The 15,570-nt window shown below is 41.0% G+C and carries 15 protein-coding genes; 14 read left to right on the top strand and 1 reads right to left on the bottom strand.

Features of this window, described 5'->3' with window-relative positions:
- Positions 1–358: 358 nt before the first annotated feature.
- From AN619_RS13375 to AN619_RS13315, 13 genes are all read left to right on the top strand, one after another.
- On the top strand, positions 359–658 hold the full coding sequence (locus AN619_RS13375) for a DUF2325 domain-containing protein (RefSeq protein WP_068557746.1): 300 nt from the start codon (positions 359–361) through the stop codon (positions 656–658).
- Between the two features lie 171 nt (positions 659–829).
- Positions 830–1,267 (top strand): SoxR reducing system RseC family protein, encoded by a 438-nt coding sequence (locus tag AN619_RS13370; RefSeq protein WP_198153316.1) that lies wholly within the window; start codon positions 830–832, stop codon positions 1,265–1,267.
- Positions 1,268–1,292: 25 nt separating this feature from the next.
- Positions 1,293–1,622 carry a thioredoxin gene (gene trxA / locus AN619_RS13365; RefSeq protein WP_068557743.1) on the top strand — a complete coding sequence of 110 codons (330 nt, stop codon included), beginning with the start codon at positions 1,293–1,295 and terminating at the stop codon, positions 1,620–1,622.
- 158 nt (positions 1,623–1,780) lie between these two features.
- The gene (locus AN619_RS13360) at positions 1,781–3,013 is read left to right on the top strand and encodes a serine hydroxymethyltransferase (RefSeq protein ID WP_068557741.1); all 1,233 of its coding nucleotides are present in this window, start codon (positions 1,781–1,783) and stop codon (positions 3,011–3,013) included.
- Between the two features lie 38 nt (positions 3,014–3,051).
- Complete coding sequence (locus AN619_RS13355) at positions 3,052–4,449, top strand: sigma-54 interaction domain-containing protein (RefSeq protein ID WP_068557740.1); 1,398 nt, start codon at positions 3,052–3,054, stop codon at positions 4,447–4,449.
- 247 nt (positions 4,450–4,696) lie between these two features.
- Positions 4,697–5,743, top strand: coding sequence for a 2,4-diaminopentanoate dehydrogenase (gene ord, locus AN619_RS13350; protein WP_068557738.1), 1,047 nt, complete (start codon positions 4,697–4,699; stop codon positions 5,741–5,743).
- Positions 5,744–5,752: 9 nt separating this feature from the next.
- Complete coding sequence (ortA, locus tag AN619_RS13345; protein WP_068557757.1) at positions 5,753–6,061, top strand: 2-amino-4-oxopentanoate thiolase subunit OrtA; 309 nt, start codon at positions 5,753–5,755, stop codon at positions 6,059–6,061.
- Positions 6,054–7,475 carry a 2-amino-4-oxopentanoate thiolase subunit OrtB gene (gene ortB, locus AN619_RS13340; protein ID WP_068557736.1) on the top strand — a complete coding sequence of 474 codons (1,422 nt, stop codon included), beginning with the start codon at positions 6,054–6,056 and terminating at the stop codon, positions 7,473–7,475. The genes ortA and ortB overlap by 8 nt, the downstream gene beginning before the upstream one ends.
- The gene (locus AN619_RS13335; protein WP_334292203.1) at positions 7,472–7,840 is read left to right on the top strand and encodes an ornithine aminomutase subunit alpha; all 369 of its coding nucleotides are present in this window, start codon (positions 7,472–7,474) and stop codon (positions 7,838–7,840) included. The genes ortB and AN619_RS13335 overlap by 4 nt, the downstream gene beginning before the upstream one ends.
- The gene (gene oraE, locus AN619_RS13330; protein ID WP_068557732.1) at positions 7,840–10,050 is read left to right on the top strand and encodes a D-ornithine 4,5-aminomutase subunit OraE; all 2,211 of its coding nucleotides are present in this window, start codon (positions 7,840–7,842) and stop codon (positions 10,048–10,050) included. Before AN619_RS13335 ends, oraE begins: the two co-directional genes overlap by 1 nt.
- The gene (locus tag AN619_RS13325; RefSeq protein ID WP_068557730.1) at positions 10,040–11,395 is read left to right on the top strand and encodes a GlmL-related ornithine degradation protein; all 1,356 of its coding nucleotides are present in this window, start codon (positions 10,040–10,042) and stop codon (positions 11,393–11,395) included. The genes oraE and AN619_RS13325 overlap by 11 nt, the downstream gene beginning before the upstream one ends.
- Before the next feature lie 57 nt (positions 11,396–11,452).
- Complete coding sequence (orr, locus tag AN619_RS13320; protein WP_330382094.1) at positions 11,453–12,517, top strand: ornithine racemase Orr; 1,065 nt, start codon at positions 11,453–11,455, stop codon at positions 12,515–12,517.
- A 106-nt stretch (positions 12,518–12,623) separates the two neighbouring features.
- The gene (locus AN619_RS13315) at positions 12,624–12,896 is read left to right on the top strand and encodes a DUF3343 domain-containing protein (protein ID WP_068557728.1); all 273 of its coding nucleotides are present in this window, start codon (positions 12,624–12,626) and stop codon (positions 12,894–12,896) included.
- 81 nt (positions 12,897–12,977) lie between these two features.
- On the opposite strand, the gene AN619_RS13310 is transcribed toward AN619_RS13315, so the two are convergent.
- On the bottom strand, positions 12,978–14,453 hold the full coding sequence (locus AN619_RS13310) for a hypothetical protein (RefSeq protein WP_068557726.1): 1,476 nt from the start codon (positions 14,451–14,453) through the stop codon (positions 12,978–12,980).
- 187 nt (positions 14,454–14,640) lie between these two features.
- Between AN619_RS13310 and AN619_RS13305 the strand changes: the two genes are divergently transcribed.
- Entirely contained in the window at positions 14,641–15,480 is an 840-nt protein-coding gene (locus AN619_RS13305) for a hypothetical protein (protein WP_068557724.1), read from the top strand.
- Positions 15,481–15,570 lie beyond the last annotated feature (90 nt).

Raw genomic sequence — 15,570 nt, 5'->3', positions numbered from 1 at the left:
GTAGCCCTTGTAGCCGTAATGCACAAGCTTCTCCATTATATCTTTGCGGTTCTCCGTGATGAAAAGCCATTCGTGCTTAGGTGCCCTGAAGATCATCAATCATGGAGAAATGATAAAAATTCACGCCGAAGCATCTCTGCTTAGGTCGATACAACTCAAATCTTTTTAAAAAAGCCATTGTTCGGTTTTTACCAATGGTTAGCTTTGCTGTACCCTTTTTAGAAAAATCAATTTTTTAAAAAAATTTGAATTTAACTATTGACTTTTATTAGCTGGTCTACTCGATTTGACAAAAAAGAGAAAAAAGATTATAATAATGATAATCATTATCATTATTATAATAAAAGGAGGAAAGAGGATGACTGCGTTAATTGTAGGAGGAGACAAGTTGGGGAATATACCGGAAGTGCTACATCAAAAGGGATTTAAAGAATACATACATTGGCCGGGGAGAAAAAAAGGAATGAGAAAAAAAGAGGTGCCGAACAATGTAGATATGGTGATTGTACTGTATGACTTTATTGAGCATAGACTTACGGAAATGATTAAGGAGCAAACCAAAAGCAGAAATATACCTTGTATTTTTTCCAAAAGGGCCTGCTCTGATTTGATAGGAAAATTGGACAATTGCCTCCAGTGCGGCAGATGCAAGGAATAGCTGCCTATGTCACACCATATGATTAAACACCCCATGGATGTGGTATAATGAGAAGTGTAGAAGATCATTCTAAGTTTCTATTTTGAATATTTTTGCCATTTGCGTTATAATGGGATTGTAGGGAGTTGTCCAATTTAGAGAATGGTCTTATCCATGGGAGAGGTGATAGATATGAACCAGACAGGGAAAGTGATAGAAGTTGTAAAAAATAATAAGGCAAGGGTTTTGATGACAAAACATTCTGCTTGTGGTGACTGCGGTGCATGCCAGCATGGCAAAGAGAATATGCAGTTAAGCATTGTGGCGATGAACGAAGTAGGTGCAAAGGCAGGGGATTGGGTGGAAGTAAATATGGAAACCCAGAATGTAATGGGCGCTGCCTTTATTGTATATGTGATTCCATTAATGGCAATGCTATTAGGTATAGGAACAGGAAGCTTTTTATTAAAGAATATGCACATAGAAGAAAATTTGGAGGCTTATTCGGCAGGCATAGGATTTATTTTGATGGCATGCACTTTTTTCATTGTAAAGGTGTTTGAAAAAAGGTTTCACCAGGACAAAAGATATATTCCAACGATTACCAAAATATTAAATAGATCCTCGTGATCAAACATAGAAAGGAGTTTTGAACTTGAGTAATGCATATGTAATCCTATTAAATAGTGAAAATTTTGAAGGAGAGGTTTTCAATTCACAAATTCCCGTAGTAGTTGATTTTTATGCAGATTGGTGTGGGCCGTGCCAAACGGTGGGTCCTATCATGGATGAGCTGGCATCGGAACTTCACGGGAAGGTAAAAATCTGCAAGGTAAATGTGGATGGACAAAGGGATTTGGCAAGAAAATTTAAAGTGATGAGTATTCCAACCATTTTGTTTTATAAAAATGGAGAACAGGTAAACCGAGTGACAGGGGCCTATTCAAAGGAAGAATTCCGAAGAATGATCGATGAAATGCTATAGAGACGGGGAAAGTCTCTATATTTTTTTCAGGAAATACAAAAAGACTAACCCTTGCGATAAAAAAATATAAAAAATATAATATAGATAAGCAAAAAGCGGGTATATTGGTAAAAAAGATTTCAGAACATGATAACTACAAAAGAAAGGAGACGTTGCCAATGAATTTTGAGCATTTAAAAAAGATCGATCCTGAAGTATTTGAGGCTATCGACAAAGAAATACAGAGACAGCAAAACAAAATCGAGCTGATCGCTTCTGAAAATTTCGTCAGTTATGCAGTCATGGAAGCAATGGGAAGCCAGTTAACCAACAAATATGCAGAAGGGTATCCGGCAAGACGCTACTATGGCGGATGCGAATATGTGGATATGGTGGAGGATCTGGCAAGGGATAGATTGAAAAAGTTGTTTCAAGGGGAGCATGCCAATGTGCAACCTCATTCGGGAGCAAATGCCAATCTAGGGGTATACTTTGCCATCCTTCAACCGGGGGATACGGTTTTAGGCATGAATCTGTCCCACGGTGGACATCTGACCCATGGCAGCCCTGTGAATATATCGGGAAAATACTATCATTTTGCAGATTATGGCGTGAACAAGGAAACGGGCATGATTGACTATGACGAAGTAAGGGCTATAGCCCAAAAAGTCAAACCAAAACTGATTGTGGCGGGAGCCAGTGCATATCCGAGAAAAATTGACTTTAAAATTTTTAGGGAGATTGCCGATGAAGTGGGGGCTTATTTGATGGTGGATATGGCCCATATTGCGGGACTGGTGGCTACAGGACTGCACATGAATCCCTGCGAATATGCCCACTTTGTCACAACAACTACCCATAAAACCCTAAGGGGACCAAGAGGTGGAGCAATCCTATGTAAAAAAGAGTTTGCGGAAAAAATTGATAAGGCAATTTTCCCCGGGATACAGGGAGGACCTTTAATGCATGTCATTGCTGCAAAGGCCGTAAGTTTCAAGGAAGCACTAACGGAAGAATTTCAAGGATATCAAAGGCAAATTGTAGCAAATGCCGCCAAACTAGCAGAAGAGCTAACAAAGCGGGGATTTCAACTAGTTTCCGGAGGCACCGACAATCACCTGATGCTTCTCGATTTAAGAAATAAAAATATTACGGGAAAAGATGCGGAAAAATTATTGGATGATGTGGGTGTAACGGTGAATAAGAATACAATTCCCTATGATCCGCAGAGTCCTTTTATTACCAGCGGTATAAGGATCGGCACACCGGCTGTGACAACCAGGGGAATGAAAGAAAATGAAATGATTGAAATTGCTGAAATCATAGCATCTGCCATTGAAGGTTCCGCCGATAAGGAAATCATTAAAGAAAAAGTGGATGCCCTATGCAGCCGATTCCCATTGTATCGATAAAATATTTTTTATGAAAGGACCATGAAAGGAAGAGGTTTATGCAGCCATACATGTATGAGATTTTAAAAATTATACTTCAAACCATTGATGAAGGGGTCCATGTAATCGATGGGCAAGGTCGTACCATTCTATACAATAAAGCCATGGCAGAACTGGAAGGTATGGATGCAGAAGATGTGATCAACAAACCTCTTTTGGATGTTTTTCCAAGTTTGGATCAAAACAGCAGCACGCTGCTTCGGGTATTGAGGACAGAGGAAAAATTGATCAATCATCCCCAAACATATTTGAACCATCATCATAAAGAAATCACCACGATCAATACCACGGTTCCCATATACTTTGACAGCAGGAAAGTGGGCGCCTTAGAAATTGCAAAAAATATCACGAAGATTAAGCAGTTGTCAGAGCAAATCATGTCCCTGCAGCTCCAGCTTTCAAAACCCATAAAACAAGAGACGGAAAAAAATAGAAAATTTACTTTTGAAAGTATTATCGGGCAAAACGAAAATTTTCTTACGGCTATCCAATATGCAAGGAAAGCCGCCATGTCTTCTTCAAGCGTGCTCATTTATGGGGAGACGGGTACAGGAAAGGAACTGGTGGCCCAAAGTATTCATTATGCCAGCAGCAGAGCTGATAAACCTTTTGTTGCCCAAAATTGCGCTGCTTTGCCGGAAACTTTGTTGGAGGGAATTCTTTTCGGTACGGTCAAGGGGGGGTTTACCGGCGCTATTGACCGACCGGGCTTGTTTGAGCAGGCCAATGGAGGGACCATTTTTCTGGATGAAATCAATTCCATGGGACTCCAGCTTCAATCCAAATTGCTAAGGGTGCTCCAGGAAGGATATATTCGCAGAGTGGGAGGCCTGAAAGATGTGCCCATCGATGTCCGGATTATTGCCAGCACCAATGAAGAACCCTATGACGCTATTGAAAAAGGGAATTTTCGTAAGGATCTGTTTTATCGGTTGAATGTCATCCCGATTACATTGCCGTCTTTGAGAGAAAGAAAAGATGATATCCCCCTGTTGGCAAACTGGTTTGTCTATAAATTCAATAAAAAATTAAATAAAAATGTGCAAGGGATAGATCTGGGAGTATTGGAAGCCTTTCAAAATTATAAGTGGCCCGGGAATATTCGGGAACTTGAGAATGCCATCGAGGGGGCAATGAATATTGTTGAAAGGGAAGAAATTCTAAAAAAAGAACATTTTCCGCCGCAGGTAAATGCAAAAATTTTTGCATTTTGTCAACGGCACCCTTTATCTTCCAATGAAAGTTTGATGGATGTGCTCGCAAAAATTGAAAAAGATTTGATTTTGGAGGCCTTAAAATTCAGCAACCACAATATTAGCAAAGCAGCGGAAAGGTTAGGTATTAAACGGCAAACCCTCCAGCATAAACTTAAAAAGTATAATATTGGATTCGAATGAAATGCAAAAATATTTGCACGCAAGTGCAAATATTTTTGCATTTTTTTTTTGCAAAGAAACAAATGGGGACAAATAAACAGAAAAATCCCAATAGAGCACGTATAATCATGCATAAGGCAATGAAAATATGCAAATGACTGTATAAAATCTTTGTTCTGCTGTCTATTCTGTAAAAAAAATTGGCAAGGATTTTGCAGATAAAATAAATTGACAAAAAATTTAAAAATTATTTGGAGGTGTCCTATACATGCAAAACATAAGAGTGGCGATTTGGGGATTTGGAGCAATGGGAAGCGGAATGGCGGAAATGCTTCTCAAGAAAAAAGGAGTAGAAATTGTCGGTGTATGTGACAGAAATGAAGCAAGGGTTGGCAAAGACATGTATGAGGTATTGGGTGTAGAAAGAGGCGACAGAAAACCTGTCATCATTACATCTAATCCCGAAGAAGCTATCAAAGAAGGAGAAGCAGACATCGCCCTGCTGGCTACGGATTCATTCACGCGAAACGCCTTTGATAAGATTAAATTTGTAGTAGAAAGAAAAATCAATGTGATATCTACAGCAGAGGAGATGGCCTATCCACAAGCCCAAGAACCAGAATTGGCTGCTGAAATTGACAGACTGGCTAAGGAAAATGGTGTTACAGTTTTAGGTACAGGCATCAACCCTGGTTTTGTATTGGATTTATTGATCCTTGCTCTCACAGGGACTTGTGAGACTGTGGAACATATTAGGGCTGCCAGAATCAATGACCTGTCCCCCTTTGGACATGCCGTCATGGAGGAACAAGGGGTTGGCGTTACTGTGGAAGCATTTCATGAAGGAGTAAAGACAGGCAAGATTGCAGGACATGTTGGCTTTCCAGAGTCTATTCACATGGTGGCCGATGGTATTGGCTGGAAAATTGAAAAAATTGACCAAACAAGAGAACCTATTGTTTCCAGTGTCTATCGAAAAACAAAATATGCTGAGGTACAACCGGGTAATGTTGCAGGATGCCGCCAATGCGGATACGGATATATGCATGGTGAAGTAAAAATTGAGATGGAACATCCCCAGCAAATTCTGCCGGAGTTAGAAGGGGTTGATACGGGCGACTATATTTGGATTCAAGGTACGCCAAATATCAGCTTGCAAATTAAGCCGGAAATTCCCGGAGGAATCGGAACGATTGCAATGTGCATAAACTCTATTCCCCATGTGTTGAATGCTACGCCCGGATTAAAGACGATGCTTGATATCCCTGTGCCTAGGGCAATCATGGGGGATATGAGAGATCTCATTCAAAGGTAGGCGATGGGAATGAAAGTGTCAAAGGGAGAATGGGTTTTAATCCACAATATTGTACTGAAACCTGAAGAAAGGGCACCTCAGGTTCCCGAGGATACAAAGAAGGTTCCTCTGGAATCATGGGTAAAGGGTTTTTTACAACAGGATGCCCAGATCGGTGAAGAAGTAGAGGTAAAAACCATCACGGGAAGAATGGTGAAAGGAAGGCTGGTAGAAGTTCACCCAGCCTATACCCATCATTTTGGAAAATTTGTTCCAGAATTGCTGCAAATCGGAATTCAACTAAAGGAAATGCTGGCCGGAGGTGAAGTTCATGAGTAAGGATATGAGTTATCAAGGTCTGATGGCCAGAAAAAATGAAATCATGAAAAGGGCCGTGGGAATTGATTACGCTGTGTTTGAATCGGGAAGCATTGCCTTTGATTATGAAAGAATGATGAGGGAGACAGGGTATACCCTGGAAGAAATGCAAAAAATTCAGAGCTCTACGGGTGTGGGAAATACGCCCCTTCTGGAACTTAGAAACTTGACTGCCTTGGCAAGAAAGATTGCACCGAAGGGAAAAGGAGCCAGAATCTTTATCAAGGATGAAGCCTGTAATCCTTCGGGAAGCTTCAAGGCTAGGAGAGCAGCTAACGCCGTATACCATGCAAAAAAATTAGGCTATAAGGGCGTCATTGCAGCCACAAGCGGAAACTATGGTGCTGCAGTGGCCAGTCAAGCAGCCATGCAAGGTTTAAAATGCATTATTGTGCAGGAATGCTATGACAGCAGAGGAATCGGACAGCCTGAGATCATAGAAAAGGCTAGAAAATGCGAGGCTTACGGTGCAGAAGTCGTGCAGCTCACGGTAGGACCGGAGTTGTTTTATACATTCTTAATGCTTCTAGAGGAAACAGGATATTTTAATGCATCCTTATATACACCTTTCGGAATTGCAGGAGTAGAAACCCTCGGATATGAATTATCCATGCAATTCCGGGAAAGGGTAGGAAGGGATCCGGATGTGGTAGTATGTACCAATGCCGGGGGAGGAAATTTAACCGGTACGGCGCGAGGACTTATCAAGGCAGGGGCAGAAAGCGTAAAAATTATTGGTGCCAGCGTAAATTTACAAGGTTTGCACATGGCGTCCGACGAGCAATTCAATAAAAAATCCTTCACAACAGGTCACACTGGTTTCGGCATTCCTTTTGCTACATGGCCCGACAGATCAGATGTACCCAGATCAGCGGCAAGACCCTTAAGATACATGGATCGGTACGTTACGGTGGCTCAAGGGGAGGTTTTTTATATGACGGAAGCTTTGGCCCAATTGGAAGGCCTAGAAAGAGGACCGGCAGGAAATACTTCCTTAGCAGCAGCTTTCAGTATTGCCCAAGAAATGGATGAAGATCAAATTATCGTCGTACAGGAAACCGAATATACGGGGGCCGGCAAACATATTCAGGCACAGTTGTCCTTTGCAAGGGACAATGGGATTGAAATAAAATTTGGAAATCCTGAAGAAGAAGTGCCTGGAAAAAATATTATTCTTCCTGCCCATCCCAATTTGATTCAAGCAAGGGATTTGGATTTGGAAAAAATCAAAAAATCCTATATTAAAAATTGCATAGAAATTACAAAAACAGATAATGTTTCAGAAGCTGACCTGGCTTTCTTAGCACAGGACACAAAATCATCCCAAGGGTTTGTCAAGGAAGTATTGGAATCTATAAAAGTGGAGGGGAAATGATGAAAAGAGCAGATGATTTTCAGCAAAGAAGAGCACATTTAACCAATTTAAGCGATGAGCAATTAAAAGAAAGATTTTGGGCCTTGACGGAAAAAGTTGTGGAACCTCTTTTAGAGTTAGCCAGAAGGCATACGACACCGTCGATTGAGCGTTCAGTTCTATTAAGAATGGGCTTTTCAAGTTTAGAGGCAAAGGCCATTGTGGAGGGCGTCATGGATAGAGGCCTTATGGGCAAAGGAGCAGGCCACGTGGTATTTAAGCTGGCAAAGGAAAAAAATATGGAAATTCGAGAAGCAGGACTGGCTCTTGTGGAGGGTAAGTACTGGGATGAAGTCGTCGCCATGTTCAAAGGAGGTACAAAATAATGGAACTGAAAATAAATGAAAAGATTCATATCAAGGAGATATTAAAGAATCTTGAGAATTATAGGCCAAAAAGAAGGGGATGGGTTTGGAGAGACAAGGTAGAGAGCCTTCAGATGGGTCCTTTTACTTATAAAAATTGTTCTAAGCCTTTGAAGAACAGTGTACCCCTGCCATCAGCCAAGTATTTTGGAGATATTGACCCACAGCCGGATTATACCATTACTACAGAAATTGCCTCCGGAAGATTTGAGGATGATATTCGACGCATGAGAATGGCTGCTTGGCATGGGGCAGACCACATTATGGTAATTAGAACAGCCGGTCAATCCCATTTTGACGGACTTATTGAAGGAACACCTCAAGGTATTGGCGGTATTCCCATTACAAGAAAACAAGTGAGAGCGCAAAGAAAAGCCTTGGATATGATTGAGGAAGAAGTGGGAAGACCAATCAATTATCACTCCTATGTAAGCGGCGTTGCCGGTCCCGATATTGCGGTAATGTTTGCAGAAGAAGGGGTCAACGGAGCCCATCAGGATCCACAATACAATGTATTGTACAGAAATATCAATATGATCCGTTCTTTCGTAGATGCTGCAGAATCAAAGAAGATGATGACTTGGGCAGATATGGCGCAAATTGACGGTGCTCATAATGCCAATGCTACTGCAAGGGAAGCTTGGAAAGTTATGCCCGAGCTCATGGTGCAACATGCCATCAATGCCATGTATTCCGTAAAGGTAGGAATGAAGAAATCTAACATTTGTCTATCTACCGTACCGCCAACGGCACCGCCGGCACCTTGTATGAAGCTGGATTTGCCCTATGCCGTGGCATTGAGGGACCTCTTCTCCGAGTATAGAATGAGAGCCCAAATGAATACAAAATATATGGAATCCTCTACAAGAGAAGCTACAGTAACCCATGTATTAAACCTAATGATTTCAAGATTAACAAGTGCAGACATTCAATCCACCATTACGCCCGATGAAGGCAGAAACGTACCTTGGCATATTTATAACATGGAAGCCTGTGATACGGCTAAGCAAGCACTGGTAGGTATGGATGCCTTGCTGGATATGGTGGAATTGAAGAAAGAAGGATATCTGCCGGAGAAAGTAAGGGAATTAAAAGAGAGGGCCGTATTGTTCTTGGAGGAAATTTTAGAAGTCGGTGGATATTTCAAAGCAGTAGAAGAAGGTTTCTTTGTGGACTCCGGTTACTATCCGGAAAGAAATGGCGACGGAATCGTTCGAAAAATTGATGGAGGTATCGGTGCCGGTACTGTTTTTGAAAGGGATGAAGATTATTTTGCACCGGTAACGGCTCATTTTGGATATAATAATGTTGCCCAGTATGATCCCAATGCCGTTGAGAATCCATCCGCGTTAATCGGCGGCTGTACCTTTGAGGTTCCGGAAAAGATCGTTTATATCGATGAGTTAGATGAAACAGATAATGTAAATGTTAGATTGGAAGAAACAAAGGAATTAAGGGAAACAAGCAAGATCAAGCCGGAAGTTGAATGGACGGGTGACGGGATTGTTCAGTTGGATCTGTTCTTGCCAACCAGTAGAAGAGTTGCCGAATTTGCTGCCATAGAAATTGGTAAGAAGATGGGATTGGCAGACGTTGAGGTGATTCATAAGGAAGTTATGCATCCGTCGGAAGGTACAAGGATTCAGTTAAAAGGAAGAGTGGAATTTGCAATTGATACCAATGCCTTGGTGATCCCGCCGGAGCCGGAGGTCATGACAGAACAGGAAATTCGTGAAGATATTGCCGCCCGTCCGATGAAGATTGTTGCAGCTACTGTGGGAGAAGATGAACACTCTGTAGGATTGAGAGAGATCATCGATATTAAGCATGGCGGTATTGAAAAATACGGTATTGAGTGCCATTATCTTGGAACTTCTGTACCCGTTGAAAAATTAGTGGATGCTGCTATTGAATTGAATGCGGATGCAATTCTGGCATCTACCATTATCAGTCACGATGATATTCACTATAAAAATATGAGAAGAATCCATGAGCTTTGTGTAGAAAAAGGAATCAGAGACAAGATCATGATTGCCTGCGGCGGTACACAGGTAACCCCGGAATTGGCAGTAAAGCAAGGGGTAGATGCCGGCTTTGGCAGGGGATCCAAAGGTATCCACGTTGCTACATTCCTTGTAAAGAGAAGAAGGGAAATGCATCATGAAAATTAATGTATTGGTTGCTGAAATCGGCAGTACAACGACCGTGGTCAACGCCTTTGCCGATATCCATACGAACCGTCCCAGATTTTTAGGTCAAGGACAGGCCCCGACCACTGTGCTGGAAGGAGATGTGAATATCGGGCTGGAAGGGGCCATGAACGATTTGAAGAAAAATTTAAGCGTTGATGAAATTATCTATGATGAAATGTTGGCTACCAGCAGTGCGGCAGGAGGACTCAAAATGACGGTCCACGGATTGGTCTATGATATGACCGTACGTGCAGCAAAGGAAGCCGCCTTGGGTGCTGGTGCAATTATTCATAAAGTAACTGCCGGCAAATTGAGAAAAACGGATATTCAAAAGATCAAAGCGATTCAGCCCAATCTGATCTTAATTGCCGGTGGCGTAGATTACGGGGAAAGGGAAACGGCCCTGTATAATGCAGAATTGATTGCCCATATGGAAATTGATGTTCCCGTCATTTATGCAGGAAACGTTGAAAATCAGGATGAGATCAGGGAAATATTCAAAGACAAGGACAATAAGCTATATGTGGTAGAAAATGTTTATCCTAAGATTGATCAATTGAATATTGAACCCACAAGAAAGGTTATTCAAGATGCCTTTGAAGATCATATCATTCATGCACCGGGGATGACAAGGGTAAGAGAATTGGTAACCGGGCCTATTATTCCCACACCGGGTGCCGTAATGGAGGCATCAAAATTATTAAAAGCATCCATCGGAGACCTGGTGACGCTGGATGTGGGTGGAGCTACTACCGATGTCCATTCGGTTACGGAAGGTAGTGAAGAAATCAATAGGATTCTGGTGAGTCCTGAACCTGAAGCCAAGAGAACTGTAGAGGGGGACTTGGGTGTTTATGTAAATATGCCGAACATTGTAGAGAGAATCGGTAAGGAAAAGCTGGCCCAACAAATGGGCTGCAACATTGATGAACTAATGAAAAAGCATAAACCTATACCGGATACTGACCTGTTGATAAAATTTGTTGAAATCCTTACCTTGGAAGCAGTATTGACGGCCATAGACAGACATGTGGGCAAATTCCGGCATTTATATGGACCTTCGGGGAAAAAAACATTGGCAGAAGGAAAGGATTTAACCAATGTAAAGTGGATCATTGGTACCGGCGGTGCGTTAACAAGACTGCCCCGCCGCGTGGAGATATTAAAGGAAATTGCACAAAATAATAAAGGAGAGCGCTTGTTGCCTACAAAAGAAGCCCAAATCCTGATTGACCATGACTATATTATGGCTTCCCTAGGGGTATTATCCAAGAAGTATCCAGAAGCTGCCTTAACTTTGATGAAGCAGAGTTTGCGAATTTGATTCTATAGGCCGGGATGATTCATCCCGGCTGTAGATTTCATGGAAGGAGGAAGTTATGTGAATATCTATCCGCGACTTGAGGTAGATCTACAGAAAATCAGACATAATACAAAGACCTTGACAGAACTGTGCAAAAAATATGGTGTGGCTGTGGCTGGGGTAACAAAGGTATTTTGCGGCATTCCGGAGATTGCCGATGCCCTTGTGGATGGGGGTGTGGCCATGCTTGCCGACTCAAGAATTGAAAATCTTAAGAAACTCCAAAATTTTCATTTGCCAAAGCTTCTCCTAAGGTTGCCCATGGTCAGTCAGGCAAGGGAAGTGGTAAAATATGCGGATATCAGTCTCAATTCGGAATTGAAAACCATTGAAAAATTATCGGAAGCGGCAAAGGAACTTAAAAAAATACATAATATTCTCCTTATGGTAGATTTAGGAGATCTGCGGGAGGGGGTTTGGAAAGATCACGTAATGGCTACGGTAGAAGAAATATTAAAATTCGATTATGTGCATCTTATCGGCATTGGTACAAATCTGACATGTTATGGGGGCGTTATTCCCAATAAAGACAATTTAGGCGTCTTGGCAGAGCTTGCCCAGGCAATCGAGTCAAAATTTAATATTTCTTTATCCATCGTATCCGGCGGAAACTCCAGCAGTTTATATCTTCTTGAAAAGGGAGAAATGCCCCCTAGAATCAATCATTTGCGATTAGGGGAATCCATTGTCCTTGGCAGAGAGACGGCCTTTGGAAATGCAATTCCCCACACATACCAAGATGCATTTACCTTGGTCGCCGAAATCGTTGAATTAAAAGAAAAACCTTCTGTGCCCATTGGAGAAATTGGAATGGATGCGTTTGGCAACCAGCCCGTGTTTGAAGATAAGGGAATCAGAAAAAGAGCGATTTTGGCAATCGGAAGACAGGATGTATCGGTACAGAACTTAATTCCCATAGATCCGAATATAACGATTTTTGGTGCCAGCAGTGATCATCTCATTGTGGATGTAACTGATTGCGAAAAAAATTATAGCGTAGGCAATGAAGTAAAATTTCATGTGGAATATGGTGCATTGCTCCAATTAATGACATCGGAATATATCTACAAAAAAATACTGTAGAACGCATATGCCTCAGGGTATCTGGGGCATATGCATTTTTTTGTGGTCCTTATCACAATCGGTCGAATACAATGGTAATAAGAAATATACAAGGAGATGATGATTTGTGCAGTATGAGGAGCAGTATATATTCGTTTTTGCATCCAACTATCATGGTTATTATATAGAAGAATTATTGAAAAGACACAATATCAAGTGCACTTTGAGGAAAGCACCCCGGGCAGTAGGAAAATCCTGCAATACAGCCATTTATATTTCTGAAAAGGATTTAGAAAAAGCCGTGGGTTTGATCAAACAGGGAAAAACGACATATCAGGGCTTATATAAAATATCCATAGCAGCAGATCATACGACGGAATATGTAAAGATAAATATGTAAAATACAGCTGCCTTATAGAATCAAAAGGAATGTAGCGCATGTTCCCTACATTCCTTTTTTATTAGATTTTCTATAGGGATGTCAGCTAAAGAGCTTTCGAAACAGTCCTACGTTTTGCAAGCTTTCTATGGATGCCTTTAATTCTTTGTTTTGAGCGGTGCAAAAATCTATATCTGCTTTTAGTTTTCTCAATTCCTCGAAGATAATTTCAATTTTTCTCTTCAAATCTGCATGGTCCAGTTGCAGGCAGTGATTTTCCAATACTTGGCTGGTTTGCAGCACATATTCGTGAATTCTCTTATATTTATCGGCAGACTCATTGAATATATGGGCATATTTTTTTTGCTGCTCATGTAGATTTTTTATCTCTTCTTTGATGAATGCCATTTCTCCTTGTAGTGTTTTCAAGAGATTCTGACTGGCTTCGATCTGGTGGTTCTTTTTAAAAAGTTCTGCTTTCAGTTTTAGAATCTGGGCATCCTCCGGAACGACATCGGATCCATGGACTTGCTCCGCATGGTGGAGGGGAACGTCAGTTTGCTCTTCAATTCCTTCTTCATAGATAGGGCGGTAGCTGTAGGTGTCATTGGATAGGACATAGTTTGCCTGAAAGCTGCCTGTATGGCCTACAATCTTATATAAGAATAGATCTTTATCGTCATAATCAAGGGCGCGGGGGAACTGCCATTTGGACAGGGAGTGTATACTTTTTATCGGTTTGGAGGAATGATATACATGGTCTCCTGTGATTCCGCAGCAATGGATATGTTGCTTTGTCAGATACAAGTGGCTCCAAAGCAAGGGTTCGTGAAACTGCATAATCACGGAGGGATTTTCCTGTGGGCTTTTAAAACTGGGTTTATAAATATACTTTACACAATAGTTCTTTTTGTATTTATCAATCCAAACTACATGCATGCCCCCATTGTGATCAATTAGTGCATCCATATGAAAATATTTGATAAAAATACAGTTGCTGAAAAAGACAGGATGGGACCATTTTTGCGACTGGGAAGAAAAGACCGCAAAATTCAGATCATAGACAAGATTGTTGTTGCTCAGGTAGAATAAATACAGATTTTCCCCTTTATCCTTTGCAAGGCCATAAGGGGTGATGGGACTGTTACAATATATTTTTGAAATCATTTCTTTTTTCCAGCTGTGCTCCAGATGATGGTAAGTCATGATAGACCATTGGCCAGAGCTGGTTTGATTTCGCCAGCAAAATAAAATATGGGGTGATAGGGATGTCAATTGAATGCGGATATCTTTGATCTGCTCAAATTGCAAATTTAATTGATGGAGTAAGTAGCTGGTCCACATCTTGCCATTATAGTAATAGTAATATAGCTTCCCAGAATGATCAAGTATAACAAGACCCATATTGCCCTGTGAATCGACATCCATGTCAAACTCCAAGACATTGCCTTCAAACAACTGTACAGGGGCTTCATCCATATGTTTTTGGAAGCGGATTCCTTTTTTTGCTGGGGAAAAAATTTTTGAGATTTTCCCTGATGATTCCAGAATAATATCCAGAGAATCCCGTTGAATCATTCACACCACCTACCTTAGTAAAATATATTATTACAGAGAAAACAATATGTTAGACAAATCAATGGATGATTTTAAATTTTTTATCACCAAAAACAATTGATCTACATAATATACAATTAGAAAAGACGTTTGTATCTATGAAAGAATGTGATGCAACAAATTTTATTAAAAAGAAGGGGGAAAATGTATGTACAGACAATCATCATCAGGTTGTGGTATTAGCTTATTTACACCTGGTGTCATTCCAGAAGAATTAAGAGAACAGTTTGGGAATGCATGTGAACTTGTATGCGTTCAGGTACCAAAAGTTTATGATTCATGTCTATTAAGATTATGTCTTGTTGGGGACTGCAAACAAGAAGATCCAGATCAAGGCATTATCTTTGATCCAGATCTTCGATTCAGAATCGATTGCAGCGCAGACGATATTATCAATGCGAGAGTGGCAGGGCTTGTACCTGGGTCCTTTAGAGTTCTCAGCAAAAGACCTGTGCCTGGAGACCCAGATAGAAAGTTGATCAGTTACACATATCAATTAAGAATTTTGTATGATGTAGTATTTGATGATGGCACTGTTTCTACGGATAATGAGTTGATCTTAAGAAGAAGTGAAACCGTAGGTCCTCTATATTGTCCGGAGGCCGTAGCCATTATTAGAGAAAGCAAAGTAGATCAATCGGGAGCCATCAAGCCGGCAAAAGATGCAGATGATGAAATTATCAAATTGGAAATTGTGGCAAAAGTATTAGATGCAAGGGTGGTGCGAGAAGACTGCGATTCATGTGATGCATATAATCCTTATGAGAATGTATGCTGTGCTGAATTTACGATTGGGATCTTTAACGTAATTAAGTGTGAACTGGAAGTACAATTGGTTATACCAGCCTTTGGATTCTGTCCACCGCCGGCTCCATGTGAAAGACGTCCTGACAGAAAACCATGCGAAGAATTCAACGAAGAATTGCCACCGGCATTTTTCCCGCCGCAACTTGACGATTTCATTACCGGTCCTGGAATCAACTTCTAATGGGTATTGATAAAAAAATAAGATGTTCTTCGACAGAACATCTTATTTTTTTATCTGCATATGGATGTTCATGGAATAATTAGAAGAAAA

The organism is Thermotalea metallivorans (genome assembly GCF_001562415.1).
In the GTDB taxonomy this organism is placed as follows: domain Bacteria; phylum Bacillota; class Clostridia; order Peptostreptococcales; family Thermotaleaceae; genus Thermotalea; species Thermotalea metallivorans.
Note: the sequence above shows the minus strand (reverse complement) of the source record. Positions and strands in the feature narration are given on the sequence as shown.

What these genes read in the sequence shown, in the direction of transcription:
- AN619_RS13310 (WP_068557726.1), bottom strand. Translation starts at nt 14,453, where the DNA reads ATGATTCAACGGGATTCTCTGGATATTATTCTGGAATCATCAGGGAAA.
- oraE (WP_068557732.1), top strand. Translation starts at nt 7,840, where the DNA reads ATGGAACTGAAAATAAATGAAAAGATTCATATCAAGGAGATATTAAAG.
- AN619_RS13335 (WP_334292203.1), top strand. Translation starts at nt 7,472, where the DNA reads ATGATGAAAAGAGCAGATGATTTTCAGCAAAGAAGAGCACATTTAACC.
- AN619_RS13305 (WP_068557724.1), top strand. Translation starts at nt 14,641, where the DNA reads ATGTACAGACAATCATCATCAGGTTGTGGTATTAGCTTATTTACACCT.
- AN619_RS13370 (WP_198153316.1), top strand. Translation starts at nt 830, where the DNA reads ATGAACCAGACAGGGAAAGTGATAGAAGTTGTAAAAAATAATAAGGCA.
- AN619_RS13355 (WP_068557740.1), top strand. Translation starts at nt 3,052, where the DNA reads ATGCAGCCATACATGTATGAGATTTTAAAAATTATACTTCAAACCATT.
- ortA (WP_068557757.1), top strand. Translation starts at nt 5,753, where the DNA reads ATGAAAGTGTCAAAGGGAGAATGGGTTTTAATCCACAATATTGTACTG.
- ord (WP_068557738.1), top strand. Translation starts at nt 4,697, where the DNA reads ATGCAAAACATAAGAGTGGCGATTTGGGGATTTGGAGCAATGGGAAGC.
- ortB (WP_068557736.1), top strand. Translation starts at nt 6,054, where the DNA reads ATGAGTAAGGATATGAGTTATCAAGGTCTGATGGCCAGAAAAAATGAA.
- AN619_RS13325 (WP_068557730.1), top strand. Translation starts at nt 10,040, where the DNA reads ATGAAAATTAATGTATTGGTTGCTGAAATCGGCAGTACAACGACCGTG.
- AN619_RS13360 (WP_068557741.1), top strand. Translation starts at nt 1,781, where the DNA reads ATGAATTTTGAGCATTTAAAAAAGATCGATCCTGAAGTATTTGAGGCT.
- AN619_RS13375 (WP_068557746.1), top strand. Translation starts at nt 359, where the DNA reads ATGACTGCGTTAATTGTAGGAGGAGACAAGTTGGGGAATATACCGGAA.